23 protein-coding genes and 1 pseudogene are annotated in these 23983 nt (G+C 72.0%); 18 read left to right on the top strand and 6 right to left on the bottom strand.

The genetic code is table 11. The annotated features are described in order from the left end of the window. Window positions 1-113 precede the first annotated feature (113 nt). The 9 genes from ACF1GV_RS41615 (at window position 114) to ACF1GV_RS41575 (ending at window position 8221) form a co-directional block, all read left to right on the top strand. Window positions 114-758: an HAD family hydrolase gene (locus ACF1GV_RS41615; protein ID WP_391692239.1), complete on the top strand. Its 645-nt coding sequence runs from the start codon at window positions 114-116 to the stop codon at window positions 756-758. A 92-nt stretch (window positions 759-850) separates the two neighbouring features. Then, window positions 851-1528, top strand: coding sequence for a VC0807 family protein (locus ACF1GV_RS41610; protein ID WP_391692237.1), 678 nt, complete (start codon window positions 851-853; stop codon window positions 1526-1528). Window positions 1529-1627: 99 nt separating this feature from the next. Next, entirely contained in the window at window positions 1628-2848 is a 1221-nt protein-coding gene (locus ACF1GV_RS41605) for an MFS transporter (protein ID WP_391692235.1), read from the top strand. Next, window positions 2799-3971 (top strand): acetoin utilization protein AcuC, encoded by a 1173-nt coding sequence (locus tag ACF1GV_RS41600; protein WP_391692233.1) that lies wholly within the window; start codon window positions 2799-2801, stop codon window positions 3969-3971. The genes ACF1GV_RS41605 and ACF1GV_RS41600 overlap by 50 nt, the downstream gene beginning before the upstream one ends. 442 nt (window positions 3972-4413) lie before the next feature. Beyond that, on the top strand, window positions 4414-5229 hold the full coding sequence (locus tag ACF1GV_RS41595) for a phosphatase (protein ID WP_391692241.1): 816 nt from the start codon (window positions 4414-4416) through the stop codon (window positions 5227-5229). 129 nt (window positions 5230-5358) lie between these two features. Beyond that, entirely contained in the window at window positions 5359-5568 is a 210-nt protein-coding gene (locus tag ACF1GV_RS41590) for a helix-turn-helix domain-containing protein (protein WP_181139929.1), read from the top strand. A 156-nt stretch (window positions 5569-5724) separates the two neighbouring features. Then, the gene (locus ACF1GV_RS41585) at window positions 5725-5823 is read left to right on the top strand and encodes a 30S ribosomal protein bS22 (RefSeq protein WP_003948845.1); all 99 of its coding nucleotides are present in this window, start codon (window positions 5725-5727) and stop codon (window positions 5821-5823) included. A 243-nt stretch (window positions 5824-6066) separates the two neighbouring features. After that, entirely contained in the window at window positions 6067-7128 is a 1062-nt protein-coding gene (locus ACF1GV_RS41580) for an NAD-dependent epimerase/dehydratase family protein (protein ID WP_391692231.1), read from the top strand. A 13-nt stretch (window positions 7129-7141) separates the two neighbouring features. After that, entirely contained in the window at window positions 7142-8221 is a 1080-nt protein-coding gene (locus ACF1GV_RS41575) for a lysophospholipid acyltransferase family protein (RefSeq protein WP_391692229.1), read from the top strand. A gap of 66 nt (window positions 8222-8287) precedes the next feature. Here ACF1GV_RS41575 and ACF1GV_RS41570 read toward each other — a convergent pair whose 3' ends face one another. The 3 genes from ACF1GV_RS41570 to ACF1GV_RS41560 all read right to left on the bottom strand — a co-directional run bounded on the left by ACF1GV_RS41570 (window position 8288) and on the right by ACF1GV_RS41560 (window position 11866). Continuing rightward, a complete protein-coding gene (locus tag ACF1GV_RS41570) occupies window positions 8288-9538 on the bottom strand; it encodes a DUF5667 domain-containing protein (protein WP_391692227.1) in 1251 nt (416 codons plus the stop codon). A 233-nt stretch (window positions 9539-9771) separates the two neighbouring features. Then, a complete protein-coding gene (locus tag ACF1GV_RS41565) occupies window positions 9772-10542 on the bottom strand; it encodes an ECF subfamily RNA polymerase sigma factor, BldN family (RefSeq protein ID WP_363269373.1) in 771 nt (256 codons plus the stop codon). Between the two features lie 400 nt (window positions 10543-10942). Continuing rightward, entirely contained in the window at window positions 10943-11866 is a 924-nt protein-coding gene (locus tag ACF1GV_RS41560; protein ID WP_363269372.1) for an HAD-IB family hydrolase, read from the bottom strand. 100 nt (window positions 11867-11966) lie between these two features. On the opposite strand from ACF1GV_RS41560, the gene ACF1GV_RS41555 reads away from it, so the two are divergent. The 7 genes from ACF1GV_RS41555 (at window position 11967) to hemB (ending at window position 19469) form a co-directional block, all read left to right on the top strand. Next, on the top strand, window positions 11967-12254 hold the full coding sequence (locus ACF1GV_RS41555; protein ID WP_391692225.1) for a glutaredoxin family protein: 288 nt from the start codon (window positions 11967-11969) through the stop codon (window positions 12252-12254). A gap of 246 nt (window positions 12255-12500) precedes the next feature. Continuing rightward, entirely contained in the window at window positions 12501-13337 is an 837-nt protein-coding gene (locus tag ACF1GV_RS41550) for a redox-sensing transcriptional repressor Rex (RefSeq protein ID WP_391692223.1), read from the top strand. Then, the gene (locus tag ACF1GV_RS41545) at window positions 13334-15025 is read left to right on the top strand and encodes a glutamyl-tRNA reductase (RefSeq protein ID WP_391692221.1); all 1692 of its coding nucleotides are present in this window, start codon (window positions 13334-13336) and stop codon (window positions 15023-15025) included. The genes ACF1GV_RS41550 and ACF1GV_RS41545 overlap by 4 nt, the downstream gene beginning before the upstream one ends. Beyond that, complete coding sequence (gene hemC / locus ACF1GV_RS41540; protein WP_391692219.1) at window positions 15022-15981, top strand: hydroxymethylbilane synthase; 960 nt, start codon at window positions 15022-15024, stop codon at window positions 15979-15981. The genes ACF1GV_RS41545 and hemC overlap by 4 nt, the downstream gene beginning before the upstream one ends. Then, entirely contained in the window at window positions 15978-17684 is a 1707-nt protein-coding gene (locus ACF1GV_RS41535) for a uroporphyrinogen-III synthase (protein WP_391692217.1), read from the top strand. Before hemC ends, ACF1GV_RS41535 begins: the two co-directional genes overlap by 4 nt. A gap of 295 nt (window positions 17685-17979) precedes the next feature. Next, window positions 17980-18372 (top strand): hypothetical protein, encoded by a 393-nt coding sequence (locus tag ACF1GV_RS41530; protein WP_391692215.1) that lies wholly within the window; start codon window positions 17980-17982, stop codon window positions 18370-18372. A gap of 104 nt (window positions 18373-18476) precedes the next feature. After that, the gene (gene hemB, locus ACF1GV_RS41525) at window positions 18477-19469 is read left to right on the top strand and encodes a porphobilinogen synthase (RefSeq protein ID WP_391692213.1); all 993 of its coding nucleotides are present in this window, start codon (window positions 18477-18479) and stop codon (window positions 19467-19469) included. Here the strand turns inward: hemB and ACF1GV_RS41520 are convergent. After that, window positions 19433-19753 (bottom strand): hypothetical protein, encoded by a 321-nt coding sequence (locus ACF1GV_RS41520; protein ID WP_391692211.1) that lies wholly within the window; start codon window positions 19751-19753, stop codon window positions 19433-19435. The two genes, hemB and ACF1GV_RS41520, sit on opposite strands and share 37 nt — an antisense overlap. A 128-nt stretch (window positions 19754-19881) precedes the next feature. Beyond that, window positions 19882-20637, bottom strand: a complete 756-nt coding sequence (locus ACF1GV_RS41515; protein ID WP_391692209.1) for a DUF4232 domain-containing protein — start codon at window positions 20635-20637, stop codon at window positions 19882-19884. 222 nt (window positions 20638-20859) lie between these two features. Between ACF1GV_RS41515 and ACF1GV_RS41510 the strand changes: the two genes are divergently transcribed. Beyond that, a complete protein-coding gene (locus ACF1GV_RS41510) occupies window positions 20860-22167 on the top strand; it encodes a helix-turn-helix domain-containing protein (protein WP_391692207.1) in 1308 nt (435 codons plus the stop codon). A gap of 91 nt (window positions 22168-22258) precedes the next feature. Then, complete coding sequence (locus ACF1GV_RS41505; RefSeq protein WP_391692205.1) at window positions 22259-23485, top strand: PLP-dependent aminotransferase family protein; 1227 nt, start codon at window positions 22259-22261, stop codon at window positions 23483-23485. 66 nt (window positions 23486-23551) lie between these two features. Here the strand turns inward: ACF1GV_RS41505 and ACF1GV_RS41500 are convergent. Continuing rightward, window positions 23552-23983: pseudogene (locus tag ACF1GV_RS41500) on the bottom strand (hypothetical protein); the annotation flags it as partial.

The following is a 23983-nucleotide window of genomic DNA, read 5'->3' as shown; positions in this document are numbered from 1 at the left end:
ACTGCAGGGGGGACCCTGTGGGAGAGTAGGACGCCGCCGAACAATTCTTGAAGAAAACCCCGCACCTTACGGTGCGGGGTTTTCTGCGTTTCCGGGGCGTTTACAGTCGTCGTATGCGCTACGAACTGGTCATCTTCGACAACGACGGCGTCCTGGTGGACAGTGAGCCGATCTCCAACCAGCTCCTCGCCGCGTATCTGAGTGAGCTGGGGCATCCGACGACGTACGAGGAGTCCATCCGGGACTACATGGGGTCCGCGATGCACCGGATTCACGACCTGGTTCTCGAGCGGACGGGGCAGCGGCTGCCCGATGACTTCGACGACGTCTTCCACGCTCGCGTGTTCGCCGCTTTCGAGCGGGAGTTGAAGCCGGTGGCGGGGATGACCGGCGTCCTGGAGAAGCTGACGGCAGGCGGGGTGCCGTACTGCGTCGCGTCGTCCGGGAGCCATGAGCGGATCCGGGTGGGACATCGGACGACCGGGCTGGACCGGTGGTTCGACGACGCGCGGATCTTCAGCTCGCAGGACGTAGGGCGGGGGAAGCCGGCACCGGATCTCTTCCTGTACGCGGCCGAGCGGATGGGGGTGGCGCCGGAGCGGTGTGCCGTCGTCGAGGACAGCCCGCTGGGGGTGCGGGCGGCCCTGGCGGCCGGGATGGACGTCTTCGGGTTCACGGCGATGACGCCTGCGGCGAAGCTGGCGGGGGCCACCCAACTCTTCTCCGAGCCCGGGCAGTTGACTGACCTGCTGGTATGACCCGGGCCATGCGGCCGTGCTGACAATTGTCATGCCGAGGCCCGGACGAACGTTTCTACTGGACGCCCCCTCCCGGCCGCGAAGCTGGGGACATGACGACGACGAAGAAGAACCTCCGGCCGCTCCTCCTCGACGTGGCGGTGCCGCTCGCTTCGTACTACCTCCTCAAGGAAGCCTTCGGGATGAGCACCTTCGCGGCGCTCGCCTGGAGCAGCGTGGTGCCGGCCGTGCGGACGCTGTGGAGCGTCGTGCGGGAGCGGACGGTGAACGGCCTCGCGGGCCTCATTCTCGTCGTGAACCTCGTCAGCCTGGCGCTGAGCTTCGTTGCGGGCGACCCGCGGCTGATGCTCGCCAAGGACGGCGCGGTCAGCAGCACGGTCGGCATCGGGATCCTGGTCTCCGTGGCGCTCGGGAAGCCGATGATGACGACGGCGTTCAAGCCCTTCGTGGTGAAGGGCGACGCGGCCCGGGAGGCCGCCTGGTGGCGGCTGATCGCCGGCTCGGCGGCCTTCCGGCGGGCTGAGCGGGCGTTCTCGCTGGTGTGGGGCGTGGCCCTGCTCGCGGAGTGCGTGGCCCGGGTGATCGGCGCCTACACCGTGCCGGTGGACACCATGGTCTGGCTCGGCACGGTGATGACGGTCGCCACCTTCGGGCTCGGGTTCCTCGTCAGCGGCGGGCTGGCCGTGGAGCCGATGCGGCGGATGCTGACCGCCGAGGTGGAGGGCGCGCAGGCCGCCACCGCCCGGCCGGAGGTCGCGGTCGCCGCGTGAGGCCGGCGGTGGAGTCGGCCTCGGCGGCGGTAAAGCTGAGCTGAATTCACCTTTGGCTGGATCTACCCAGCAGTAGCCCGGGGCCCTACGCTCGCCGCCATGACAGATGTGCTGCGGCGCGGCAGGGCCTCGCTGGCGTTCAGCTTCTTCGCGCAGGGCGTCGCCTTCGCGCTCCTGGTGACGCGCATCCCGGCCATCCAGGACCGCTACGGCATCTCCGACGCCCTGCTGCCGGCTTTCCTGGCCGCCGTACCGATCCTCGCCGGGGTGTCCAGTGTGACCACCGAGCAGCTGGTGAAGCGGGTACGGCCGAGCCGGGTGCTGCGCTGGTCGCAGCCGGTCGTGCTGCTGGCGCTGCTGGGCGTCGGGGCGGGGGAGCGGCTGGTCGAGGTCGCGGTGGCGCTCGCGGTGTTCGGGCTGGCCGTGGGGGCGCTGGACGCCTCGATGAACATGCTGGGGGTGAGCCTGCAGCGGGCGTACGGGCGCAGCATCATGCTGAGCTTCCATGCCGCGTACAGCCTGGGCGGGATTCTCGGGGCGTCGCTGGCCTGGGTAGGCGCGCACTGGCATCTGGCGCTGTGGGTGTCGTATCTGCCGGTCGTGGTGGTGGTGCTGCCGGCCGCGCTGCTGGGGAGCCGGTGGTACGTCGACGGGGGCGGGACGAAGGCGGTGCCGGAGGTGGGGGAGCCCGCCACGGCGGACGGGGTCGTCTTCAGGCTGCTGCTGCCGCTGTGCCTGGTGATGACGTTCGCGTACATCGGGGACTCGACGGTCTCCAACTGGTCCGCGAAGTATCTGCAGGACGTGCTGGGCAGTTCGGAGCAGCTGGCGACGGTGCCGTACAACGTGTACATGGTGACCACGCTGCTGGGGCGGGCCATCGGGGACTTCGGGGTGCGGCGGTTCGGGGCGGTGGCCGTGGTGCGGGGTGGGGCGCTGGTGGCGGCGGCCGGGTTCGCGGTGGTGGCGGTGGCGCCCGGGGCGTGGGTCGGGATGCTCGGGTTCACGCTGCTGGGGCTGGGGCTGTGCGTGCTGGTGCCGCAGACGTTCGCGGCGGCGGGACGGTTGTTCCCGGGCGGGTCCGACGCGGCGATCGCGCGGCTCAATGTCTTCAACTACGTCGGCTTTCTGATCGGCTCGCCGCTCGTGGGGGCGCTCGGGGACGCGTGGAGCTATCGCGGGGCCATGCTGGTGCCGATGGCGTTGGTGCTGGTGACGTTGGCGTACGCCAGCTCGTTCGCGGCTCAACCGGACCGATACGGTGGCGGGCATGAGCGGGCGCGCACAGCTGATGTGGGACGAGGCAGTAACGGGCTATGACTTCGGTCCGGACCATCCGATGGATCCGGTCCGCCTCGCCCTGACCCGGAAACTGGTCGGCGCCTTCGGCCTCGACCGTGAGGTGGACGTGGTGGCGGCGAAGGCCGCCGGCGAGTCGACGTTGCGGCTCGTCCACCGGGAGGACTACATCGACGCCGTGAAGACGGCGTCCGCGGATCCCGCGGCGGCCGACCAGTCGTACGGGCTGGGGACGCTGGACGATCCGGCGTTCGCGGGGATGCACGAGGCGTCCGCGCTGATCGCGGGGCAGTCGGTGGGGGCGGCGGAGGCGGTGTGGCGCGGGGAGGCGCTGCACGCGGTGAACTTCGCGGGTGGGCTGCACCATGCGATGCCGGCGGCGGCGTCGGGGTTCTGCATCTACAACGACGCGGCGCTGGCGATCGCACGGCTGCTGGAGCTGGGGGCGGAGCGGGTCGCGTACATCGACGTCGACGTGCATCACGGGGACGGGGTGCAGGCGGCGTTCTGGGAGGACCCGCGGGTGCTGACGATCTCGTTGCACGAGCATCCGCGGACGCTGTTTCCGCAGACCGGGTGGCCGGAGGAGACCGGGGCGGACACGGCGGAGGGCTCCGCGGTGAACGTGGCGCTGCCGGCGGGGACCGGGGACGCGGGGTGGCTGCGGGCGTTCCACGCGGTGGTGCCGGAGCTGCTGGCGGAGTTCCGGCCGCAGGTGGTGGTGTCGCAGCACGGGGCCGACACGCACTTCGAGGATCCGCTGGCGCATCTGGCGGTGTCGCTGGACGCGCAGCGGGCGGTGCAGGTGGCGTGTCACGACCTGGCGCACGAGTACGCCGGGGGCAAGTGGGTGGCGCTCGGGGGCGGCGGGTACGCCGTGGTGGACGTGGTGCCGCGGTCGTGGACGCATCTGGTGGGCATCGCGGCGGGGCGGCCGGTGGAGCCGACGTCCGTGATTCCGGAGGCGTGGCGGCAGGAAGTGTTCGCGCGGACGCGGCAGTTGGGGCCGGGGCGGATGACGGACGGCCGGTGGCCGGTGTCGTTCGCCGCGTGGGATGCGGGGTACGACCCCGCGGATCGGCTGGATCAGGCGGTGCTGGCCACGCGCCGGGCGGTGTTTCCGCTGCGGGGGCTGCTGGCGTAGGGCCATAGGGCGGTGCCGGGTGCTGTGGCCGGCTTGGGGCTGCGCGCCCGGCGTCGCCCAGCGTGCCGGTGCTGTGGCAGGCCGGGGGTGGGTGCGCTCGCCGGCGCCGGCGGGGTGCCTTCCCCAAGCTCTTCGCGCAGGGGGACCCCCGGCCCACCCGTGCCGCCCCAGCGGCACGACTGCGCGCAGGTACGCGGGTGTGGCGGCGGCCGCCAGGCGCTGCCGCTGCCGTGGCCACGCGGGACGGCCGCCGACCAGCGCTGCGGCCGCCGTCACGGCGACGTGGCTGTCAGCGGCTACGCGCGGATGGCCGACCGGTGCTGCGGGCGCCGCTGCTGCGGCGGCAAGGCAGTGCTCGGCCCCGTAGCGGGTGTTACGCCAAGCGTGGGGCTTTTTCGGGTTCTTGGGTCGGCTCGGGCTTTCGTCCGTCAGGATCGGGCGGGTGGTGTCTGTTGGTGCTCTGCGGGCCCATCTTCTCGACTCGCGGCTGGCCGGGACCGTGGCGACCTCCCGGGAGGTGAGTCTGCGGAGTTACCGGTTGTTCGCGGCTCGGGATCCCCGGATGCTGATCGGGATTGATCCGCAGCGACCGTGGGCGTCGCGGGATGTGATCGAGTTGATGTCGGAAAGGTGCGGTGTTTCGGCCGATCCGCATCACACTTCCGGGCAGGACGTGATCGACCCGGAGCGCACGCTGGCCGCGCTGGACGCCTTCGCGGAGCGGCTCGCGGCGGTCGCCGGCCGCCGTGGGAGCGTGCTGTTCGGCACCGGGCACCCGCATCGGCTGCTCGGCTTCTACGCCGCCCTCGCAGACGCGTTGTCGGCGGTGGGATGTGCTGTCCTCACCCCGGCGCAGGGTCGTCGTGTCGACATATTGACCCAGTTCGGTCTACGCACGCACAACCTCGACTACGTACGAGGGGTCGCGTTGATCCGCGAAGGCGGCGCGGGACGCCCCGGTCGTGCGCCCGGCGCGCACACGCACTCACCCCTCCCGGTTCGGACCGCGCTGGCCGCGGCGGCCGAGGCCGGCGGCCCGCTGCCGGACCTCGTGATCGGTGATCACGGTTGGGTCTGCGGGGCAGGTCAGCTGGGGTTCCAGGCGATCGGGCTCGCCGACACGGACGATCCGGCGCTGTTCGTGGGGCAGGCCGAGGGCTCGGTGGCCGTCGTCGTTCCGCTTGATGACGGGGTGCGGGCCGCTTGCTACCGCCCGCTGGCCCGCTACGTACTCAATCGAGCGTGTCTGTCACAGTAGGGCGCTGTTGGGTGCACCTCTTCCCCACTTGCATCACCCGCCCCTAGTCTGGGGAGTGAGCACGCAGCGACGAAGAGTCACCGGAAGGGGAAGCCGGTGGCCGTCGAGTGCGGAAGGTTCAGGTGTGTCATGGCTGCTGAGCAGAGGCCTCTGAGCGAGGTTCAGTTCCTTACCGTGGCGGAAGTCGCCGCGGTGATGCGAGTGTCGAAGATGACCGTGTACCGGCTGGTGCACAGCGGTCATCTGCCCGCGATCAGGGTGGGGCGGTCCTTCCGCGTCCCCGAGAACGCGGTTCACGAGTACCTCCGCGAGAGTTATGTGGGGGTGGAGACCGCCTGACGGCAACGAGGGAGACCAGCGATCGGAACAGGGCACCTCCGGTCTCCCACCCCTCGATTACGACCTCAGCGCTCGGGCGGGTAGGCTAGCCCCTCGTAGGTCGTGTGGGCCCATGGCGCCCAAACACCGAGTGATGAGAAGTGAGCGAGGATAGTCGTGGGCTCTGTTATCAAGAAGCGGCGTAAGCGGATGGCCAAGAAGAAGCACCGCAAGCTGCTGAAGCGCACGCGCGTCCAGCGTCGCAACAAGAAGTGAGCGACGCGAGCAACGCCGCGTAGAGCGTGTGTCTGTGGCCCCCCATCGCACTCGATGGGGGGCCACAGCCGCATCCGGACACCCCCGCGGTCTCACGAGGCGCCGGGCGTCACTGTGCTCCGCCCGGCCGTTTCTCGTCACTTCCTGCATCGGGTGGTCATCACAGCGCAACGCCGAACCGCTAAGTTGGCCGCTGAGGGGGAACGCGGGCGTGGTACGAGGTCTGGAAGGAAGGCGCTGATCTTGGGAAAGGTCGTGCTCGTGACCGGAGCGGCCCGTCAGCTGGGCGGCCGCTTCGTGCGACGGATCCAGCGTGACCCGCAGGTCGACCGGGTCGTCGCCGTGGACGCGGTGCAGCCCGAGCACCATCTGGGCGGCGCCGACTTCATCCGCGCCGACATCCGGCAGCCCACCATCGCGCGGGTGCTCGCCGAGACCGGCGCCGACACGGTCGTCCACATGGACGTCACCGGCATGGCGCTCGGCGGCGGCAGCCGGGCCACGGTGAAGGAGACCAACGTCATCGGCACCATGCAACTGCTCGGTGCCTGCCAGAAGTCCCCCAGGGTCAAGCGGCTGGTGGTGAAGTCCTCCACCAACGTCTACGGCTCCGCGCCGCGCGACCCGGCCGTGTTCGTCGAGACGACACCGCCGAAGTCGCTGCCCAGCGGCGGCTTCGCGAAGGACACCGTCGAGGTCGAGGGATACGTCCGTGGCTTCGCCCGCCGCCGGCCCGACGTCGCCGTGTGTGTGCTGCGGTTCGCCAACATCCTCGGGCCCACCGCCGAGACCCCCCTCACCTCGTACTTCTCGCTGCCGGTCCTGCCGACGGTGTTCGGCTACGACCCGCGGCTGCAGTTCGCGCACGAGGACGACGTGATCGAGGTGCTGCGCCTGGCCTCGCACGAGCCGCGCCGCGGCACGCTGAACAGCGGCACCTTCAACATCGCCGGTGACGGCGTCGTCCTGCTCTCGCAGTGCGCGCGGCGGCTGGGCCGTCCCACGGTGCCGTTGCTGCTGCCCGCCGTGACGTGGGCGGGCTCCCTGGTGCGTACGCTGGGCATGACGGACTTCTCTCCCGAGCAGATCCGGCTGCTCACCCACGGCCGGGTCGTGGACACCACCCAGATGCGCGAAACGCTGGGCTTCGAGCCGACGTACACGACCGCGCAGACGTTCGCGGACTTCGCACGCAGCAGGGGGCCGGGCCTGTTGCCCCCCGAGGCCCTTGCGGGGGCCGTCGACCGGATCGCCGCGCTGCCTCTCGCGGGCGGCGGCAACCCCCCGACGCAGAGCGCCAACTGAGGAGCGCAGCACGATGGCGGACGCCAAGGTCATTCCGTTCGACGACGACCGGTCGCGGGGGAGCGCCGCGCAGCGCCCCGGGCGGCGCCGCGGCGCGGGCAGCCGGCGGGGGAGCGGCGAGCCGGTGCCGGTGCGGGAGCTCCGCGACACCCGCGGCGCCCGGGGGAGCCGTTCAGCGCCCGATGCGCCCGCCGCGCAGGAGGAGGCCCCCGTGAGCCCCGAGCCCCGCGCGGACGAGGCGCAGCCCTCCGACGGCGGCCTGGAGCGCCGTGTCGCGGCCGGCCTGTCCTTCCTGCGCCGCCGTCTCACCGGGGACTACGAGGTCGACGACTTCGGCTACGACGAGGAACTCACCGACCAGGTCCTGATGTCGCTGCTGCGGCCGGTGTACGAGAAGTACTTCCGGGTCGAGGTGAAGGGTCTGGAGAACATCCCGGTGGAGGGCGGCGCGCTGATCGTCGCGAACCATTCCGGGACACTCCCGCTGGACGGCCTGATGATGCAGGTGGCGGTGCACGACCACCACCCGGCCGGCCGTCACCTGCGCCTGCTGGCCGCCGACCTGGTCTTCGTGCTGCCGGTGGTGAACGAACTGGCGCGCAAGCTGGGGCACACGCTGGCCTGCGCGGAGGACGCCGAACGGCTGCTGGGCCAGGGGGAGCTGGTCGGGGTGATGCCGGAGGGCTTCAAGGGCATCGGGAAACCGTTCAGCGAGCGCTACAAGCTCCAGCGGTTCGGCCGCGGCGGCTTCGTCTCCACGGCGCTGCGGCAGGGCGCGCCGATCATTCCGTGCTCGATCGTCGGGGCGGAGGAGATCTACCCGATGATCGGCAACGCGAAGACCCTCGCGCGTCTCCTCGGCTTCCCGTACTTCCCGCTGACGCCGACCTTCCCGTGGCTCGGCCCGCTGGGCGCGATCCCGCTGCCCACCAAGTGGACGATCCAGTTCGGCGAGCCGATCCCCACGGACGGCTATCCGCCGGAGGCGGCGGAGGACCCGATGCTGATGTTCAACCTGACCGACCAGGTCCGCGAGCAGATCCAGCACACTCTGTACAAGCTGCTGGTCCAGCGCAGGTCGGTGTTCTTCTGAAACGTTCCGGCATACGACGGTGGGTGCGCCCCTCGCGAGAGAGGCGCACCCACCGCTGTCCGGGGACTAGTTGACGTCGTTGCTGTCGATGCCGAGGCCGGGCAGGAGGCCCGGGAGGAGCGGCGGGAGCGTCACGTCCGGCTCGGGGATGGACGGCTTGCTCTGTGACGGCGAGGCGCTGCCGGTCTCCTTCGGCGGGTCGAGAAGGCCGCCGGTGTTGCCACCGAGGAGGCCGTCGTCGATGCCGCCGATGCCGGTCGCGGACTTGCTGGGGCTGCCGGTGCCGGTGTGGTCGCGGGAGTGGGGTTCCCCGCTCGTGCCGCTGCTGGGGCCGTGGGACCGGTGGGCTCCGGAGGACCCGGTGGACACCGATCCGTCGCCGCCCGGCCGGCTGCTGTCACCGCCGCCGCGGGTGGCCGGCGGCTGTGGCAGCAGGGACTGCAGCGGGGCGACCTCTTCGTCTATGGCGTCGAACACCGACGACACCTGCTCGCTGACGTCACCGAGCTGCACGGGCAGCCGGTCGCGCAGCGCTCCCCACACCTGGCGGTGCGAGGTGGAGAACGCGGACAGCGCCTGGATGGGGCCCAGGGAGTCGGGGTCGCGCTCATACGCCTCGTGCAGCAGGCGGTGGCCTTCGGCGGCGTCGTGGGTCATCCCGGACAGGGTGCGGCGGATCTCGCCGAGCGACTCGTGGTCGAGGTGGCCGCCGCGGCCGCGCTCGAGCAGGCGTCTGGCCTCGTTGAGCCGGGTGGACGCCTGGTCCAGGTAGGAACGGCCGCGTTCGGTGTCCCCCTCGGCCAGGTAGTTGAGCTTGAAGTCCTCGATGCCGCGCTTGAGCCCGTAGAGCCCGTCACCGGGCAGGGCGTCCGAGCTGGCAGCGGCGACTCCGCCGAAGGCGCCGGCCGCAACGCCGACGCTGAGCCCGCCCGCGGTGAGGCCCTTGGCCAGCCGCGAGCGAGGGCGGAGTTTGCCCAGTGGGGCGCGGTGGGCGCCCCGGGCCCGGTGGTTCCGCTGCTCGGGCACGGAAGGGTCCGCCGCCTCGCCCCCCGCGGCGCCCTCCTGCAACATGGCCTCGAACGCGGCCACGAGCTGGGCTCGCTGGACGACCTTGACCTCCGGGTCGAGCTCCGGCTTGGGCAGCGCGCCGAGACCGGAGGCGAGGGCGACAAGGCGCCCCTTCTCGGTCTGTTCCTCGGCGGCTGGGGCCGGTGCCGATCCTTCGGACTGCTCGGCCGCCGTGCCCTGCTCGGACTGCTCCTCCAGGGCCTGGGCGAAGGCGTTCGCCCGCCGGTGCGCCGATACGTTCGCGATCACTGGCGGCACCTCCTCTCGTCATGACGGTCGACTCCCCAGGGGGTCCTGAGGGTTGCACGCCCCGGCCACTTTCACACGATCGTGTGATCAGCGTTGGCCTGGGCGTGACCACAGGGAGCCTGCATCCCGCACAACGAGCGGCGCGGCACTTGGGTTACGGACGGCGGATGATCGGATCGGGAAGTCAATGAACGCGAACGGAACGTGACTGAGTGTCGCTGAGCGTGTCGCTATCAGCGGGCGTCGTCGGGCAGGAGCCGGGCGAGAGTGCGGACGGCTCGATACTGGAGGGTCTTGATCGCACCCTCGTTCTTGCCCATGACCCGCGCGGTCTCGGCGACGGACAGGCCCTGCAGGAAGCGCAGGGTCACGCACTCCTGCTGCTGCGGGTTGAGCCGTCGTACGGCGTCGAGCAGGGCGGCGTTGGACAGCGACTCGAGGACGGAGTCCTCGGGGGAGCGCTCGACCTCGTTGGCGTCGAGCATCTCGCCGGTGGTGACTTCCAGTCGGAAGCGGCTGGACTTGAAGTGGTCGGCCACCAGGTTGCGGGCGATGGTGACGAGCCATGCGCCGAAGTCGCGGCCCTGCCAGGTGAAGGTGCCGATCCTGCGCAGTGCCCGCAGAAAGGTCTCGCTGGTCAGGTCCTCGGCAGTGGCCTTACCTCCCACCCGGTAATAGATGTATCGGTAGACGGTATCGCTGTACTGGTCGTAGAGGCGGCCGAACGCTTCGGCCTCGCCGGCCTGGGCGCGCTCCACGAGGTCCATCATCCGGGCGCTGTCGCTGTCCGCGGCGGGGCGGCGGGCGGTGGTGGCACCGGCCGCGCGCCCCCTTCGGCCGACCGCGGCCCCACCCTCGGCCAGTGCGTAGCACGGGCCGACGGGGGTGGCGGTGGCGAATGCGGGGACGGCATGCGCGGCGGGGACGAGGCCGCGCAGGAGGTTTTGCACCGTTGCGCGCAGCGTAGCCAGGCCCGAGGCGTCAACCCCGACGTGTGGGTACACGGGACTCCCAGAGGCAGAGCTTCCATCACGTGCAGTGCGGAACCGTTCACCCGTCGTAGCGACGGAGGGGTACCGGATTGCGTCTGAGGAGAATAACGCTTCGTGCAGGCACTGCTACACCGAGTTGCTCAAATCATCGATTGCGTCGCTTGTGTGGCCGTTTGACGACTGATCAAGTTCGATGTGCTGAGCGGTTGTTGATCGAATCGGTTCACATTCCGGTTGGGTGTGGGGCGAGTTGTGGTCGCGTGAGGAACCCGTGACTGACCGCCGTGCGGGGTGGGTATGCCCACCGGAATGCCCGGCATCGGCGGCGTGTGGCTGCGCCTACCAGGGGGCGCGGGGAACTGCGCGGCCGGCGCACCCCGCAGACGACCGGCGACCGACGACCGGCAGACGACTACCGCCGCCGCCGATGCAGCGCGATCGCCGCCGCCGTGCCTCCCGCCACCGCGCCCACCCCGGCCGCCGCCGGGATGCCGACCTTCGCCGCCTTGCGTCCCGTGCGGTAGTCCCGCAGGCGCCAGTCGTGTTCACGCGCGTGCCTGCGCAGCTTCGCGTCCGGGTTGATGGCGTACGGATGACCGACCAGCGACAGCATCGGGATGTCGTTGTGCGAGTCGCTGTAGGCCGCGCACCGCGCCAGGTCCAGTCCTTCGGCCGACGTCAGCGCCCGCACCGCCTCCGCCTTCGCCGGCCCGTGCAGCGGCTCGCCCACCAGCTTGCCCGTGTAGACGCCGTCCACCGACTCCGCCACCGTGCCCAGCGCACCCGTCAGCCCCAGCCGCCGCGCGATCACCTGCGCGATCTCCACCGGCGCCGCCGTCACCAGCCACACCTTCTGCCCGGCGTCCAGGTGGGCCTGCGCCAGCGCCCGCGTACCCGGCCAGATCCGCTCGGCCATGTACTCGTCGTAGATCTCCTCGCCGATGGTCTTCAGCTCGGAGACCCGGTGGCCCTTGACGATGGACAACGCCGAGTCCCGCGCGTCCTGCATGTGCTCCGGGTCCTCGACCCCGGCCAGCCGGAACCACGCCTGCTGCCACGCGAACCGGGCCAGGTCGCGGGTGTCGAAGAACTTCCGCTTGTACAGGCCCCGCCCGAAGTGGAACAGCGCCGCGCCCTGCATCACCGTGTTGTCCAGGTCGAAGAACGCGGCGGCCTTCTCGTCGCCGAGCACGGGGAACGCCGGCTGGGACTCCTGCTCTTCCCGCGCAGCCTCGGGTGCGGACTTGCGCGCGGCCTCCGCCGAAGCCTCGCCTGCCAACACGCTCCGCGCCGTGGCGGAGCGCCTACGGGGAGTGAGCCATCCGAGAGCCGCCATGGCGTGAGCATAACGACTCGGTCCGGCGGTTCCGGAGCCGAAGGGTTGGAACCCTGTGAACACTGCGCGACCGGACCGTTAAAGGGGGCGCCGCGCGACAATGGCCGACATGAGCCCCCTCTTCCGCCGCCGCCCGCAGCGCGCCCCCCAGGACCGCCTCGTCACGCTCGTGCGCAAGCCCGGCTGCCATCTGTGCGACGACGCGCAGCAGGTGATCGAGAAGGTCTGCGGCGAACTCGGGGTGCCCTGGGAACAGAAGGACATCACGCAGGACCGGGATCTGCACGACCGCTACTGGGAGCAGATCCCCGTCGTCCTGGTCGACGGCGAGCAGCACACGTTCTGGCGGGTGAACGAGCAGCGGCTGCGCTCCGCACTGACCGAGTAGTTCAAGTCCGTACCGAACGTCGCTTAGGATCGATGCGGTCTGGTCTCGGGGGCGGGATTCACGAGGAGTGAGCCGGTTTTGCCCCCACGTAGCACGCGACATAAAACCCGCGTGAGCCCGGTCACGTTGGCCGGGCAAATCGGACACCATCTTTGTGCACGCGTTCACAAAGACATAGCCTGCTGTCGACGGGGCGGTCTGGGGACGTACGACCGCCCACAGCCCCGCTCTACCCGCAGGAGCACCGTGGCAACTGGCCGAACTCACCGACCGGCGACCCGCAGCCGAGGGATTCCCGAGGCCACCGTCGCCAGGCTTCCGCTGTACCTCCGGGCGCTGACCGCACTGTCGGAGCGCTCGGTCCCCACGGTTTCATCCGAGGAGCTGGCGGCCGCCGCCGGGGTCAACTCCGCGAAGCTGCGCAAGGACTTCTCCTACCTGGGTTCCTACGGCACCCGGGGCGTCGGCTACGACGTCGAGTACCTCGTGTACCAGATCTCCCGCGAGCTGGGCCTGACCCAGGACTGGCCCGTGGTCATCGTCGGTATCGGTAACCTCGGCGCCGCCCTCGCCAACTACGGCGGTTTCGCCTCCCGCGGCTTCCGGGTCGCGGCGCTCATCGACGCCGACCCCGCGATGGCCGGCAAGCCCGTCGCCGGCATCCCCGTGCAGCACACCGACGACCTGGAGAAGATCATCCAGGACAACGGCGTCTCCATCGGCGTGATCGCGACCCCCGCCGGTGCCGCCCAGCAGGTCTGCGAACGTCTCGTGGCCGCCGGTGTGACCTCCATCCTGAACTTCGCGCCGACCGTGCTGAGCGTCCCGGACGGCGTCGACGTGCGCAAGGTCGACCTCTCCATCGAGCTGCAGATCCTCGCGTTCCACGAGCAGCGCAAGGCCGGTGAGGAGGCCGCCGCCGAGGCCGCCGTGCCCACCACCACCTCGGACGCGGTGCCCGCCACGACGAAGGACGTCGGCGCCGCCGCGGCCACCGCGAAGGCGCCGCGCGCCGCGGCCCGCCGCGCCGGCTCCACCGACCAGGGACCCGACGGGGACGTGCCCGCCGTGATGCCGGCATGAGTCTCCTCGTCGTCGGGCTGAGTCACCGCAGCGCCCCGGTCAGCGTGCTGGAGCGGGCCGCCCTGAACGCGGACGACCAGAACAAGCTGCTGCAGGACACGGTCGCCGCCGAACCGGCCACCGAGGCCGCCGTGCTGGCCACCTGCAACCGCATCGAGCTGTACGCCGACGTGGACAAGTTCCACGCCGGCGTCTCCGAGCTGTCCACGCTGCTCGCCCAGCACAGCGGGGTCGGCCTGGACGAGCTCACTCCCTATCTGTATGTGCACTACGAGGACCGGGCCGTCCACCACCTGTTCTCGGTGGCCTGCGGCCTGGACTCGATGGTCGTCGGCGAGGGCCAGATCCTCGGCCAGATCAAGGACGCGCTCGCCCGGGCGCAGGAGCTGCACACCGCGGGCAAGCTGCTGAACGACCTGTTCCAGCAGGCCCTCAGGGTCGGCAAGCGCGCCCACTCCGAGACCGGCATCGACCGGGCCGGCCAGTCGCTGGTCACCTTCGGCCTGGAGCAGTTGGCGCAGGGCACGGACGTCACCGAGTGGGCCCGGGGCCGCAGGGCGCTGGTGATCGGCGCGGGCTCGATGTCGTCGCTGGCCGCGGCGACGCTCGCGCGGGCCGGCGTCGCCGAGATCGTCGTCGCCAACCGCACCGTGGAGCGCGCCGAGCGCCTCGCCGAGATCCTCACCCAGGCCGAGGACACGGACGTGACCGCCCGCGCGGTACGGATGGACGCCGTACGGGCCGAGCTGACACGTGCCGACATCGCCGTCTCCTGTACCGGGGCGACGGGGCTCGTCCTGACCGCCGAGGCGGTCACGGCGGCGCTTGAGGACCGTACGGGCGCCCCCGTCGCCGTGGCCGAGACCCCGCAGCGCGCGCTGCCGCCCACCTCGGCCGGGACCGAGGACGGCTGCCCGCTGGACCTGTCCGCGGTACAGCCCGGCTTCTCCGTCGCCGGGGAGGCCGCCGTGGCCGGAATGGACGCGGCGACGCTGGAGCAGCACGCGGCGTGGGTCGACAAGGGCACGGTCGTCGAGCGCCGCGAGGACACCCGGAGCGGCCCCGAGGCCGACGCCGAGCTGATCGCCGCGCTCGCCGCGACCGCGGCGACGATCGGCCGCCTCCCGGAGCGCCGCAGGCCCGAGCCGGTCGCCGAGATCCCGCGTCCGCGTCCCTCGCTGTTCCTGCTCGACCTGGCGATGCCCCGTGACATCGACGCGGCCGTGCACCGGCTGTCCGGCGTGCGGCTGGTGGACCTCGAGTCCCTCGCCGAGGCGTCCGCGGACGCCCCCATGTCGGCGGACGTCGACCAGGTGCGCCGGATCGTCTCCGACGAGGTCGCCGCGTTCGGCGCCGCCCAGCGGGCCGCGCACATCACGCCGACCGTGGTCGCGCTGCGCACCATGGCCGCCGATGTGGTGGCCGGCGAGATGACGCGGCTGGAGGGCCGGCTGCCCGGCCTGGACGACAAGCACCGCGCCGAGATCACCCAGACCGTCAAGCGTGTGGTCGACAAGCTGCTGCACGCGCCGACGGTGCGGGTCAAGCAGCTTGCGGCCGAGCCCGGCGGCGCCGGGTACGCGGACGCGCTGCGCACCCTGTTCGACCTCGACCCCGAGGCGGTCGCCGCCGTCTCCCGGGCCGAGGACAGCACCGAGAAGAACGCCAAGAACCGAGGGCCGGCATGAGTACGAAGGCTTTGAGACTGGGGACGAGGCGCAGCAAGCTCGCCATGGCCCAGTCCGGGCAGGTGGCGAAGGCCGTGCGCGAGGTGACCGGGCGGCCCGTCGAGCTGGTCGAGATCACGACCTACGGTGACGTCTCCCGGGCGCATCTCGCGCAGATCGGCGGCACGGGTGTGTTCGTCACCGCGCTGCGCGACGCGCTGGTCCGTGGGGAGGTCGACTTCGCGGTTCATTCGCTGAAGGACCTGCCCACCGCACAGCCCGAGGAGCTGGTCCTGGCCGCCGTCCCGGTGCGCGAGGACCCGCGCGACGTGATCGTCGCGCGGGACGCGCTGAAGTTCACGGACCTCCCGCGCGGGGCCCGCATAGGCACCGGTTCGCCGCGCCGCATGGCGCAGCTGAACGGGTACGCGCGGGCCCACGGGCTGGACATCGAGACGGTCCCGATCCGCGGGAACGTCGACACCCGCATCGGGTACGTCCGTGACGGTGAACTGGACGCCGTCGTGCTGGCCGCCGCCGGACTGAACCGGATCGGCCGCAGCGACGAGGTGACCGACTTCCTGTCGGTCGACACGGTTTTGCCCGCCCCCGGCCAGGGGGCACTGGCGATCGAATGCGCCGCGGACAACGCGTCGCTGATCGCCGCGCTCGCCGAGCTCGACGACCCGTTCACGCGGGCCGCCGTGACGGCCGAGCGCTCCCTGCTCGCCGCCCTGGAGGCCGGTTGCAGCGCCCCGGTGGGCGCGTTGGCCGACCTGCTGGCCGACGGGCAGATTGTCAAGGAAATGCGCCTGCGCGGCGTCGTCGGCACCACCGACGGCTCCCGCATGGTGCAGCTGTCCACCACCGGTCCCGTGCCCGAGACGAACGAGGGCGCTGCGGCGCTCGGCCGTGAACTCGCCGCCGAGATGCTCGCCCAGGGCGCGGCCGGTCTGATGGGGGAGCGAGCACAGTGAGCCCCACCACCCTTCCCGCCGGTCCTGAACACGGGCACGTCACCTTCCTGGGTGCCGGACCCGGAGATCCGGGACTACTGACTCTGCGCGCCGTGGAGGCGCTGGCGAACGCGGACGTCCTCGTCGCCGAGCACGAGGTGCTCGACGTGGTACGCACGCACGCCCGTCAGGGCGTCAGCGTCGTGCCGACGGACACGGGTCCCTTGTCGGACCCGAATCCGGGCACGGGCACGCCCCAGCCGGCGATCGTTGACGGGGCGTCAACAACCGCTGGGATTCCCGCACTGCGGGATGCCGCACATCTTGTCATGGAGGCTGCGCGGGGCGGCAGGCGGGTCGTCCGTGCGGTGTCCGGCGACCCCGGCCTGGACACCTACGCCGCCGAGGAGATGCTCGCCTGCGCCAAGGCCGGCGTGTCCTTCGAGGTGGTCCCCGGCGTCGCGACCGCGGTCGGCGTGCCGGCGTATGCCGGTGTGCCGCTGCGTGACGCCGAGGGCGCGGACGTGCGGTTCGTGGACGCCCGTACCGCCTCCGACCGGTGCTGGACCGAGGTGGGCGCCTCCGACGGCACGGTGGTCGTCTCCACCACCCTCGACTCGGTGGCCGCGGCCGCGGGCGAGCTGGTCTCGGCGGGCCGCAAGCCGGACACCCCGATGACGGTCACCGTCGGCGGTACGACGACGCGGCAGCGCACCTGGTCGGCGACGCTCGGCACGATCGCGCAGACCCTGAAGCAGGCGAAGGTCCTTCCGTCCCCGGACGGCGGCCGCCCGGTGATAGCCGTGGTCGGAGACCGCAGCGCCCCCGCCCAGCGCGACCAGCTGGCGTGGTTCGAGTCCAAGCCGCTGTTCGGCTGGAAGGTCCTCGTGCCGCGCACCAAGGAGCAGGCGGCCTCGCTCTCCGACCAGCTGCGCTCCTACGGCGCCGTCCCGCACGAGGTGCCGACGATCGCCGTCGAACCGCCGCGCACCCCGCAGCAGATGGAACGTGCCGTCAAGGGTCTGGTGACGGGCCGCTACGAGTGGATCGCCTTCACGTCGGTCAACGCGGTGCGGGCCGTGCGGGAGAAGTTCGAGGAGTACGGCCTTGATGCTCGGGCTTTTGCGGGTATCAAGGTGGCTGCGGTGGGCGAGCAGACGGCGAAGGCCCTGATCGCCTTCGGTGTGAAGCCGGACCTGGTGCCGAGCGGCGAGCAGTCGGCGGCCGGCCTGCTGGAGGACTGGCCGCCCTACGACCCGGTCTTCGACCCGATCGACCGTGTCTTCCTGCCCCGCGCCGACATCGCCACGGAGACCCTGGTGGCCGGACTGATCGAGCTGGGCTGGGAGGTCGACGACGTCACCGCCTACCGCACGGTCCGCGCCTCGCCGCCGCCGGCGGAGACCCGTGAGGCGATCAAGGGCGGCGGTTTCGACGCGGTCCTGTTCACCTCGTCGTCGACCGTGCGGAACCTGGTCGGCATCGCGGGCAAGCCGCACAACGTGACGGTGATCGCCTGCATCGGCCCGGCGACGGCGAAGACGGCCGAGGAACACGGCCTGCGCGTCGACGTCATGGCCCCGGAACCCTCCGTCCACAAGCTGGCGGAGGCCCTGGCCGACTTCGGCATGAAGCGCCGCCTGGCGGCCCTGGAGGCCGGCGACCCGGTGACCCGGCCGAGCGAACGGCGGCCGGGGGCGCGCAGGCGCCGCGCGGCTACGTGAGGTCGGCATGTCAGCGGCAGGGCGCTCCTTCGGGGGCGCCCTGCGGCGTTCGCGGGAGCGGTACGGAGAACCCGGGGAAACAGCCACCCGGCAAACCGGACCCGGCATCCGCCACTCGGGCGGGTGAAAGGGGGCGGTCCGGCTGGCGCGGCGGCCGTTCGGGCGTGCAGGCTCGCCCCGAGGCGATCGAGTCATATGCGCCTCACGTACTCACGACCCCACCCGTGCACCGGCCCCCGCCGCGACGGCAATCCCAGTGCGAGGGCCTGCCACCGAGGAAGAAGTGACCTTCCCCATGGCTGAGAAGAAGCCTGACGCCGCCCTGCGCCCGGTTCAGGGTCTTCCGGGATCCGCCGCCCCCTCCGGTGTCACCCACGTACGCACGGACCCGTCCGGTGAGTACGTCGTCGTCGGCGATCACCTCACCCAGCACCCCGAGCTGTCGCTGACCGCCATCGGGCTCGCCACCCACATCCTGTCGGTGCCCGACGGCACCCCGGTCGACATCCGCACGCTCGTCGAACGCTTCCCGGAGGGGCGGGAGCGGATCGCGTCCGCCCTGCGCGAGCTGGAGGCGCACGGCTACCTGCGGCGGGTCCGTGAGCAGGCCGAGTCCGGCCGCCTGGTCACGCGTACGTACGTCGACCGCGCCACGATGACGGGGCAGGCAGCCCCCCGAGGAGGATGACCGAACCCCTGCGCGTCAGGCGCCGGCTGAGGGAGTGGAGGGGCTCCCGCCGGCCGACTGGGCGTCGGCAAAGGCATCGGCCGGGCGGGCGTAGCGTAGGTGGTATGTCGAAGTACGGATCTTTTCCCGGTTCGCGGCCCCGGCGGCTTCGCAGTACGCCCGTGATGCGGCGGATGGTCGCCGAGACCCGGCTGCATCCCGCCGATCTGATTCTGCCCGCGTTCGTGCGCGAGGGTGTGAGTGAGCCGGTGGCGGTCGGGTCGATGCCGGGGGTCGTGCAGCACACCCGGGACAGCCTGAAGAAGGCCGCCGCGGAGGCCGTCGAGGCCGGGGTCTCCGGGATCATGCTCTTCGGCGTGCCGGAGGACGACAAGAAGGACGGCCTCGGCAGCGCGGGCACCGACCCGGACGGCATTCTCCAGGTCGCCCTGCGCGACGTGCGGGGCGAGGTCGGCGACGACCTGCTCGTCATGTCCGACCTGTGTCTCGACGAGTTCACCGACCACGGACACTGCGGCGTCCTCGACGAGCAGGGGCGCGTCGACAACGACGCCACCCTCGAGCGGTACGCCGAGATGGCCCAGGTGCAGGCCGACGCCGGCGCCCATGTCGTCGGCCCGAGCGGAATGATGGACGGGCAGATCGGCGTCGTCCGCGACGCGCTCGACCAGATCGGCCGCGAGGACGTCGCGATCCTCGCCTACACCGCCAAGTACTCCTCCGCCTTCTACGGCCCCTTCCGCGAGGCCGTCGCCTCCTCGCTGCAGGGCGACCGCAAGACCTACCAGCAGGACCCCGCCAACTGGCGCGAGTCCCTGCGCGAAGTCGCCCTCGACCTCGAGGAGGGCGCCGACATGGTCATGGTCAAGCCGGCCGGGCCGTACCTGGACATCCTGGCCCGGGTCGCGGACGCCGTGGACGTGCCGGTCGCCGCGTACCAGATCTCCGGCGAGTACGCGATGATCGAGGCCGCCGCCGAGAAGGGCTGGATCGAGCGGGACCGGGCGATCTTCGAGACGCTCACCGGGATCAAGCGGGCGGGTGCGCGCAACATCCTCACCTACTGGGCCACCGAGGTCGCGCAGAAGCTGCGCTGAGGCGCCCCGGGCGCGTGGGACGGCCCTGCCGGCGCGTGGCACGCCACCCCCGGTGCGGGGGCCGGAACCGCTGACGTGCGGGACGGCACCTCCGGCGCGCGGGACGGCACCCGCAGCGCATCGGGCGGCACCCCCAGCGCGTGGGACGACGGGCCCTCGTCGCGCAGGCCCTCGCCGTCGCGGCAGCCCGCCAGGGCGCCGGCCGCGAGGACCGCGAGGGCCACGGCGGCGACCAGCCGGCGCGGGCGTGCGGGCAGGGTGCGAGTCCGGTGTCGTACGGGCATGACGTCAGCCTCACCGCTGGCCCGTCCCGCGCGCCACAGCCGCTCGCGGATGTGGGACGCAGGAACGGTGGAATCGGCGCTGAGCTGCGGGAACGCCATCCCGGTGGGACGTGGGACGGGACGCGGGGTCACCAGTCGAGGGCCGTGTCCAGGGCAGCCTGCCAGTACGTCACGGTGAGGCTGTCGTCGACGTACACGCCCTTGGCGGGCAGCGACACGGTGGCGATAGAGCCGTCCTCGAAGGGAACCGTCAGGGTGTGCACGGTGTGGCCGTGCTCGGCGCTGCCGTCGCCGGCGGACAGCCGGACGCCCGCGTAGCCGGACTCGCCCGGGGCCAGACCGGTCAGCGACTGCGGCTTCGTCTCCTCCGCCACCGGCGGCACGGACTGCGCCTCGCCGAAACGGGCCGGCGGGTACGGGGGCAGCAGGCACGTGCTGCCGCCCTTGTTGGTGGCGGTCAGCAGCAGGTGGTTGATCGGGCGGGGCACCTCGGTGGCGGTGATCCGGACGGTGGCGGCGGAGCACTTGCCGGGGCGGTCGGAGCCCTGGGCGGATCCGGTGCCCTTCGAGCCGCCGGTGCCCTTCGAGTTGCCGGAGTCCTTCGCACCGCCGCTCCCCTTCGAGCCGCCGCCGTGCGTGCCGCCCGAGCCCGTCGCACCGCCGGAGCCGCCCTTCGACCCGCCGGAGCCGGTCGTGGCCGCCGGGTCCGTGGAGCCGCCGCCGGCAGCGGTGGAGGGCGTCGCGTCCGGGGTGGACGGCGCGGAGGAAGCGGGGCGGCCGGCGCCGGTGTCCGACGTTCCGCCCTCGCACGCGGTCAGGGTCAGAGCGGCCAGCGCGACCGTGGTGGCGGCGAAGAGGCGAGTGCGGGTGATACGGACGGACATGGGTGACTCCCGGTCGTGAAAAGGGCGTTGGGTTGCGCCGAGAGCGCGCCGCCGGGTGTGCTTGCCGGTGGCGTGCTTGGATGATCGACAGCTTGCGGTGGCCCTCGTCCCAGCCGCCAGCGGCCACGGGGGATACGGAACAATGGGATGACAGAACGGCTCTGACCTGCGGGAACATCGTCCGTCTGGAACGCCGTTCCGGGACGCGGGAGGGGAGAAACGGTGGCGGGGGGCGACTTCGCGGAGCTGCTGCGGGAGTTGAAGGAGCGGTCGGGACTCAGTTACGGGGCGCTCGCCAAGCGGCTGCACATGAGCACGTCCACGCTGCACCGGTACGTCAACGGGGACGTCGTACCGGTGGACTACGCCCCCGTGGAACGCCTGGCCCGGGTCTGCCGGGCCACCCCCGAGGAACTGCTGGAGCTGCATCGCCGCTGGATCCGCGCGGACGCGCTGCGGGGAGTGAAGGGCGCGCAGCCGGAGGCGGAGCCCGGCGTGGGGCCCGGGGACGGGACCGAGGAGGAGCCCGGCGAGGAGGCCGCCCGGTTCACCGAGCCGCCTGCCGTCGTGACCGCCTCCGCCGCCGCAGACGTCTCCCCTCCCGCGCCGCCGCCCGCGCCCGCGCGTCGCCGGCGCGCCGCCGTGCTCGCCGGGGCCGGTGTCGCGGCGGTCGCCGCCGCCGTGGCCGTCACGGTGAGCCTGGTGCCCGGGCGGCCGGACGGGCAGCGGGCGCCGCAGGAGCGGGCGGCCGGTGCGACCGTGCCCGCCGCCAAGTCGCCCACCCCATCCGCCCGTTCCGCCACGCCGAGCCGCAGCGCGTCGGCCTCCCCTTCACCGAGCCCGTCCGCGGACCGGGGCACGGCCACGGGCCCACCGTCCCCGAGCCGTAGCGCCACCGCCACCGCGCCCGGCGGGGCGACCGCGGACGACGGCCCGGCGGCCCTCACGGTCAACACCACGCCGTACTACTGGGACGTGCCCTGCGAGCAGGACTTCCTGGTGGACCGCAGCCCGGGCAACGTGCCGAAGCCACCACCGCAGCAGGACGCGGAGGGGTGGGCCGTGGGTCTCGGTGCGGTGGCCGCCGACCACCAGATGGTCACACTGACCGTGCAGGGCACCGGTGCGCGCACCGTCGTGCTGCGGGCGTTGCATGTGCGCGTGGTGCGCAGTGATACTCCGCTGACCTGGAACAAGTACGCGATGGGGAACGGCTGCGGCGGAGGCGTCGACACCAAGTCCTTCGATGTGTCGCTGGACTTGGCCAACCCGCTCGCGATGCCGGTCGGCGGGCAGCGGAACTTCCCCTACAAAGTGAGCGAGTCCGACCCCGAGGTCTTCTACGTCAACGCGCACACCAGCGGGCACGACGTGAGCTGGTACCTGGAGCTGGAGTGGTCCAGCGGCACCCGGCACGGCACGGTGCGGGTCGACGATCACGGCAAGCCGTTCCGCACGAGCGGGTCGCAGCAGTCGTACTACGCCTACCCGCTGGGCGGCGGGGGCTGGGAGCAGGTCACGGAGGGCTGAACGTCCGCATGGCGAAAAGGCCCGTGTAAACGGCACGCATCTCTCTACGCTGCGACCACGTGAGGCAACCGCAGCCCGAAGGAGCCGTGTCATGACCGTCGACGCCCCCGCACCCACCGCGCCCGTTCCCCCGCTCTCCCTGCGGACGTCGGCGATCGGCGGCTCGCCGGTACGCGACATCCTCGCCGTCACCGCGCGGCCCGAGATGATCAACTTCGCGGGCGGGCTGCCGGCCCCGGAACTGTTCGACCGCGACGGCATCGCGGCCGCCTTCCGCGCGGTGCTGCAGGACGGCCCGGCGCGGGCCCTGCAGTACGCCACGACCGAGGGCGAACCGGCGCTCCGCGAGGCGCTGGCCGCGCGGATCACCGGGCGCGGTCTGCCGACGGACGCCGACGACCTGCTGGTCACCACCGGCTCGCAGCAGGCGCTGTCCCTGCTGGCCACCGCCCTGGTCGACCCGGGGGACACCGTGCTGGTGGAGAACCCCTGCTACCTGGCCGCCCTCCAGGTCTTCGGCCTGGCCGGCGCCCGCGTCATCGCCGTACCCGGTGACGAACACGGCCCCGATCCGCTGGCTCTGGAGGAACTGGTGCGCCGGGAGCGGCCGAAGCTGCTCTACACCGTGCCCACCTTCCAGAACCCCACCGGCCGCACCATGCCCGCCGCCCGCCGCGCCGCGCTCGCCGCCGTCGCCGCGCGGTGCGGCCTGTGGATCGTCGAGGACGACCCGTACGGGGAGCTGCGCTACGACGGTGAGCCCGTGCCGTGGATCGCCGCGCACGCCGACGCCCGGGACCGGACGGTGCTGCTCGGCTCCTTCTCCAAGGTGATGGCGCCCGGGCTGCGACTGGGCTGGCTGCGCGCACCGCAGGAGCTGCGCCGTGCCTGCACGGTCGCCAAGCAGGCCGCCGACCTGCACACCCCGACCGTCAACCAGCTCGCCGCGGCCCGCTATCTCGACGTCCTCGACGCCCATGTGGCGCAGGTGCGGGCGGTCTACGGGGAGCGCCGGGACGCGATGCTCGCCGGGCTGCCGGACGCGCTGCCGGCCGGGTCGACCTGGACCCGGCCCGAGGGCGGGATGTTCCTGTGGGTGCGGCTGCCGGAGTCGTACGATACGACGGTCCTGCTGCCGCGGGTCGTGCGGCACGACGTGGCGTACGTGCCCGGCGCGCCCTTCTTCGCGGCCGAACCGGACCCGCGCACCCTGCGGCTGTGCTTCGTGACGCAGACGCCCGAGGAGATCGGGGAGGGACTGCGGCGGCTGGCGGCGGGGCTCGCGGAGGAGCCGGTGACCGGCCTCGCGGCGGGGTGAGCGGAAAAGACCGGGCCCCGGCCACCCCGTGACGGGGTGCCGGGGCCGGGTGATGCGTGACCTGCGTCAGCCGAAGGCCTTCACCGTGTTCCAGTTCACGGACAGGACCACGCGCACGGGTGCGTTGGTGTTGGTCCGGGACGGGTGGTAAATGCGGGTGTAGCCGTCGGAGGCGAGGCGGGCCCAGATGTCGGGGATGCCGTCGTTGTTGACGTCCGGGATGCCGATGGCGGTGGGCACGTTGACGTCGGTCCAGTTGGTGCCGTACGCCTCGTCCTTGCCGGTCAGGCTGTTGGCGGCCAGCTTCAGCGATTCCAGGTCGACGCTGCCGGCGACGGTGCCGGGCTTGCCCTGGCGGTCGTACATGTTGCCGTTGTCGAGGTTGCGCCACAGCAGGTCGGGTGTGTTGTCGCCGTTGATGTCGGCGACGTTGACGATCTCGCGTCGGGCCCAGGCGTCGGCGTTCATCTGCGTGGCGGTCTGGAAGGTGGCGCCGGT

The sequence above is a fragment of the Streptomyces sp. NPDC014006 genome, assembly GCF_043088925.1.
Lineage (GTDB): Bacteria > Actinomycetota > Actinomycetes > Streptomycetales > Streptomycetaceae > Streptomyces.
Note: the sequence above shows the minus strand (reverse complement) of the source record. Positions and strands in the feature narration are given on the sequence as shown.

Excerpts from the sequence above, each read along its gene's own strand:
- ACF1GV_RS41610 (WP_391692237.1), top strand. The coding sequence starts at position 851 with ATGACGACGACGAAGAAGAACCTCCGGCCGCTCCTCCTCGACGTGGCG.
- ACF1GV_RS41530 (WP_391692215.1), top strand. The coding sequence starts at position 17,980 with ATGGCTGAGAAGAAGCCTGACGCCGCCCTGCGCCCGGTTCAGGGTCTT.
- ACF1GV_RS41555 (WP_391692225.1), top strand. The coding sequence starts at position 11,967 with ATGGCCGACATGAGCCCCCTCTTCCGCCGCCGCCCGCAGCGCGCCCCC.
- ACF1GV_RS41575 (WP_391692229.1), top strand. The coding sequence starts at position 7,142 with ATGGCGGACGCCAAGGTCATTCCGTTCGACGACGACCGGTCGCGGGGG.
- ACF1GV_RS41545 (WP_391692221.1), top strand. The coding sequence starts at position 13,334 with ATGAGTCTCCTCGTCGTCGGGCTGAGTCACCGCAGCGCCCCGGTCAGC.
- ACF1GV_RS41505 (WP_391692205.1), top strand. The coding sequence starts at position 22,259 with ATGACCGTCGACGCCCCCGCACCCACCGCGCCCGTTCCCCCGCTCTCC.
- ACF1GV_RS41560 (WP_363269372.1), bottom strand. The coding sequence starts at position 11,866 with ATGGCGGCTCTCGGATGGCTCACTCCCCGTAGGCGCTCCGCCACGGCG.
- hemC (WP_391692219.1), top strand. The coding sequence starts at position 15,022 with ATGAGTACGAAGGCTTTGAGACTGGGGACGAGGCGCAGCAAGCTCGCC.
- hemB (WP_391692213.1), top strand. The coding sequence starts at position 18,477 with ATGTCGAAGTACGGATCTTTTCCCGGTTCGCGGCCCCGGCGGCTTCGC.
- ACF1GV_RS41590 (WP_181139929.1), top strand. The coding sequence starts at position 5,359 with ATGGCTGCTGAGCAGAGGCCTCTGAGCGAGGTTCAGTTCCTTACCGTG.
- ACF1GV_RS41605 (WP_391692235.1), top strand. The coding sequence starts at position 1,628 with ATGACAGATGTGCTGCGGCGCGGCAGGGCCTCGCTGGCGTTCAGCTTC.
- ACF1GV_RS41600 (WP_391692233.1), top strand. The coding sequence starts at position 2,799 with ATGAGCGGGCGCGCACAGCTGATGTGGGACGAGGCAGTAACGGGCTAT.
- ACF1GV_RS41615 (WP_391692239.1), top strand. The coding sequence starts at position 114 with ATGCGCTACGAACTGGTCATCTTCGACAACGACGGCGTCCTGGTGGAC.
- ACF1GV_RS41520 (WP_391692211.1), bottom strand. The coding sequence starts at position 19,753 with ATGCCCGTACGACACCGGACTCGCACCCTGCCCGCACGCCCGCGCCGG.
- ACF1GV_RS41515 (WP_391692209.1), bottom strand. The coding sequence starts at position 20,637 with ATGTCCGTCCGTATCACCCGCACTCGCCTCTTCGCCGCCACCACGGTC.